This window comes from Acidobacteriota bacterium, assembly GCA_030774055.1.
GTDB lineage: Bacteria > Acidobacteriota > Terriglobia > Terriglobales > Acidobacteriaceae > JACPNR01.
The window spans coordinates 1-3,438 of sequence record JALYLW010000147.1 but is presented as its reverse complement, the minus strand read 5'-3'; the positions used below and the strand labels follow the sequence as shown (position 1 = coordinate 3,438).

At 61.3% G+C, this 3,438-nt stretch carries 3 protein-coding genes; all 3 read left to right on the top strand.

All coding sequences use genetic code 11. The features are described from left to right. On the top strand, window positions 1-392 hold a 392-nt coding region (locus M3P27_12265), incomplete at its 5' end, for a hypothetical protein (protein ID MDP9269083.1). A gap of 17 nt (window positions 393-409) precedes the next feature. Next, on the top strand, window positions 410-943 hold the full coding sequence (locus M3P27_12260) for a hypothetical protein (protein ID MDP9269082.1): 534 nt from the start codon (window positions 410-412) through the stop codon (window positions 941-943). 186 nt (window positions 944-1,129) lie between these two features. Further along, the coding region (locus M3P27_12255) for a TonB-dependent receptor (protein ID MDP9269081.1) at window positions 1,130-3,438 on the top strand (2,309 nt) is incomplete at its 3' end.

The window sequence follows — 3,438 nt, the reverse complement described above, 5'->3', positions numbered from 1 at the left end:
CTTCCTTGCTCACCGGTTTCGTTTTGGGCGCGCTGCGGTTCGTGTTCGAAATCGTGGACAAGGTCCACGGCGGCGGGCACTACTTCACCAATTCGCTGGTTCGCTGGATGGTGGACATGAACTTCCTGCACTACGCCATCGTGATGTTCTTGGTCTGCTCCGGCGTGCTGGTGCTGGTGAGCCTGATGGGTGTGGCGCCGGAACGCAGCAAGATCGCGGGCCTTACCTTCGCTACTATGAAAATGAAAGTCGATGCCTCCCAGGTCGAGCCCGTGCTGTTGCGGGACGAGCACAAGCCTGCTCCCGAGACCGCTCTGGAGCATCGCATCAACGTGACCATGAGCACCGTTCTGGTTGCCGTCGTCGTGGGTCTATGGATTTACTTCCGGTAGAGCCGTCGCGAATCCGCGTGCTGCGGGCCAACGTCTCGCACTCGGAAGCTGTCCGCGCGCTGGCAGGCTCTGGGCTGGCAGGCCTACTGCAGCGCACCACGCTGGGTCCGCTTCGTTCGCTGGCGGACGTGTACGTGCCGTTCCACGTTTATGAATTGCGGATTGCCAATCACGCAAACGTCACGCAGCAATATTTTGCGCTGGACGCGGTCAGCGGGATGCTCGACCCGTATCGGCTGGAGCACGTTCCGAGCGAGGTGGATACGATTGAGGTCGACACCCGCAATCGGATACCGACAACGCTGGATCCTGAGACCGGTAAGGCGATCCTCTGCGAGAAGGTGCGGCGGATGCTGTTCTTGCAAGGCTTCTTCCGCCTCCGCGGGCTGAAGCTGAAGGCTGCCTGCCTTCCCGCGCCGGTGCACTTTCCCTACTGGGTAGGATTCTTCGGTTCGGGCGAACATGCGGCCATCCGCGTCCTGGATGCCCTCCGCCGGCAGCCGGAGGGGGCAAAGGTGCGGCAGATGGTGCTGTCTTGGCTGACCGCGTGAACGCGGAACAGCGTGTTCCCCGTCGACTGTGAGGCGTTCTGTAGAAATTTGATTGACACGAGTAGCTGCTTTATGGTAAAAAGCAGCCCGCGCTCAGGTAAAACGATAACGATTTAGTAACGTTTTAGCAGCGCTTCACGGCTTCTATCGGCCCTCGAGAAACCCGTCTGTTTGCTGGAGGTTGCGATGCTGCGTCACCTGCGGTTCCTCTCGTTCCCAATCACGCTTGTCATTCTGCTGATGGTTACCTTGCCGGCACTGGCGCAATATGGCGCTAGTGTCCAAGGCACCATCACCGATCCGAGCGGCGCTGTCGTCTCCGGCGCGAAGGTCACGGTCACGGATACGGCCACCGGAAAGTCGAGCGACACCACCACTTCCCCTTCAGGCTTCTACCGCATCACCGGCCTACCGCCCGGGAAGTACAAGGTCACGATTGAAGCGCCGAGCTTCAGGACGGAGATCGTCAACGACGTGAACGTGAAGGCTGAAAGCCTCACCGGCCGCGACGTGAAACTCACCGTGGGAGCCGCGTCGGAAAACGTCACCGTCACCGCCGCGCCAGACAAGCTCCAGACCGAGAACGCGAACATCACCGGGAACATCACCGAGACGCAGATACGCGAGCTGCCTAGTTTCGGCCGCGATCCCTATGAACTGCTGAAGCTCGCTCCCGGCATCTTTGGCGATAACTCGCGCAGCGGCTCCGGCAACGTCTCGAACCTGCCCAATAGCGCCGGACCCGGCGGTTCGAATTCATCTATCTTCCAGGTGGAGAACCAGGTCCCCATCAGCGCCAATGGCCAGCGCGTCTCCGCCAACAACTACGAGGTGGACGGCGTCAGCGTGAACAGCTTGCAGTGGGGCGGCGCCGCCATCATCACCCCGAACGAAGAGTCGGTCCAGGAGGTAAAGGTTTCTTCCACCTCCTATTCGGCGGAAGACGGCCGCAACTCCGGCGCCCAGATCAACGTGATCTCCAAGACCGGGACCAACCTGTGGCACGGCAGCGCGTTGTTCCGCTACGGCGACCCGGGCTTGAACGCCTTCAACAAGTACGGCAGCAATTTCGGCACCGGCAGTAAGGATCGCGTCAACCGCAGGCTGCGCGATTTCGGCGGCAGCATCGGCGGACCAATCATTCACGACAAACTTTTCTTCTTCTTCTCCTACGAAGCCAATAAGAATCATGACCTGCAGACCAGTGCGCGCTACGTCGAGACGCCCGCGTTCATCTCGTTGTTGCAGGCCGGACGCGCGGGCGGCATCGGAACCACCATCCTCACCAACCCGTTGGCTATGCCGCGTATCCTTTCGATCCTTACGCCGAGTTGCGCAGACATAAGCGTTCCTTGCGCGGTGGTGCCGTTGGCCGGTGGGGGCACCGGCCTCGACGTCGGTTCGCTGACTGGGACACTGGGCACCCCTGCGTGCCTCTTTTGCAGCGGTGGTGGCCCGCTCGACGGCGTAGCGGATCTTCAACTGGCAGAGATCGGCACGCCTTTCACTCAGTTCGGGCAACAATTCAACGCGCGCGTCGACCTGAACCTGGGCAAGAATACCTTCGCGGTGAGCACCTATGTCAGTCAGCGCAACGACACCAATGGCGACGTGGGCGCCGATGCGCGTCCCATGGCCGACATCGTGTTCACCCCGCTCAATCTTGGCATCACGCTGCTGTGGAGCCGCGTGATCTCCGTCACCGCGCTCAATGAAGTGCGCCTCAACGCCAGCCGCTGGGCCTTCAACACGGTGCAATCCTCGAGCAGCACCAATTGGGGGATTCCGCGCGTCGAGATCCAAGACCTGCTGATCAACGGTTTTGACCGCGTGCGCTACGGCGCGGACCGGGCAGAGACCACGCCCGCTGCCTTCGCGCAGAACAATTACGAACTCCGCGATACCTTTAGCAAGGTCTGGGGCTCACACGCTACCAAGTGGGGAGTGGAGCATCGCTGGGAGCAGGACAACAACAACCTGCTCGGCGGTGCTCGCCCGCTTTACACCTTCCAGGGCCTGTGGAACTTTGCCAACGATGCGCCCATCTTCGAACTGATCAACGCCGATCCCACGACCGGTGGCCCGGCGTCGGCGCAGCGTTACTTCCGCAGCCGCGACCTGGCGCTCTTTGCTCAGGATGATTGGAAGGTCTTTCCGAATCTGACCGTGAACCTGGGACTTCGTTGGGAGTACTTCGCCCCGCTGAGCGAGGCGCATGGGCGGGCCAGCAACCTCATCCTCGATCCGGACCTGATGCATTCGCGTTTCGTGGTGACGGACCGCCTTAGCAAGCCCGACCGCGATAACTTTGCTCCGCGCCTTGGCTTCGCCTGGGCGCCCAGCTTCGCCAATAACAAGTTCGTCGTGCGCGGCGGCATCGGCGTCGCGTTCAACCGCATTCCCGATGTGCTCTTCGCCAACACCCGCGGAAACCCGCCGTTCTTTGCGCGCTTTGGGTTGTGCTGCTATGCCGGCTCCGGCATCCTCTATGCGCT